The sequence below is a fragment of the Pedobacter sp. 01T416_2 genome, assembly GCF_056398925.1.
Map to the genome: position 1 here is coordinate 1 of NZ_JBFTQI010001230.1, position 1,006 is coordinate 1,006.

The following is a 1,006-nucleotide window of genomic DNA, read 5'->3' on the forward strand; positions in this document are numbered from 1 at the left end:
TATTTTTGTGTACTGTTGTAAACAAAATTAAGTGCGTTGAAGAGCATGTGCGGGTTAATCTGTTGTTGCAGATAGGCGTTACGGACTTGGTAAGCTGGGTTTCTAACTCTGCTTTTTGTCTTTCGATAATTAATTGTCGCTTTTCAGCTTCCAATGCTTGCCTCTTATACTGAGCAATATACTTTGCGGAACAATAAAATATAGCGAGTAGCGTAAAATATACACCCCGTGCAATGTTTCGTGGAAAAAACTTCTGTATGAATATAAAAGGATTGTGGTGCGATGGTTGGGGATTTCCCAATGAATAATCAGCAAAGCCTTTCACAATCAGGAAAAAAACGAGTAATCCCAAATATGCCAATAAACCTCCAAGGTAATTAATCCTAGTTTCTTTTAAAGTATAGTTTAAAACTTTAAGGCAGGCATAAAACAGCGCTATATTTATGGTGTAAAATACAATGTATATCAGCGGTCTTTCCAAGGATCCAATTTGATAATACACTATCGCCAGCTCGTACACTATAAAAAGTATCCAGAATGAAGTATGGATTATGATTGTCTTTCGAGTTAGCGGACTGAATTTTAAACCTATCAAATTTATCATCACATTTAATGTTTCACCTACGAGATAGCTCGAATCTGTAATAAATTATATAAATAATCCATAGACTCTTAAATTAACATTAAAAATTAAAATTATGATGAAATCAATGAAACTTCCGCTAAAAAGTACGCAAGTTATTACACGTTACAAATCTTTGAACAGAGATGGTAAGAGACTTGAGACTGACACCACTACGGTGACGACTACAATCATTTCAAGTACTCATATCTTCAACCAATAGAAGAAAATATGAATAACGCACCAGGAAAATCTTTAGGGTATGCTTAAGAATGAACTGAAGGATATAGAAGAAATTTTAATTGAGCAAGAATCTTCCGACAGCGATAATACAGCCCAAATTAATCTTGAAGCTCACTTTGGTCAAATCCATAAAGCATGGGA

1 protein-coding gene is annotated in these 1,006 nt (G+C 34.4%); it reads right to left on the minus strand.

All coding sequences use genetic code 11. The annotated features are described in order from the left end of the window. On the minus strand, positions 1-47 hold a 47-nt coding region (locus AC1DPQ_RS28755; RefSeq protein WP_477611716.1), incomplete at its 3' end, for a hypothetical protein. Positions 48-1,006: the final 959 nt, after the last annotated feature.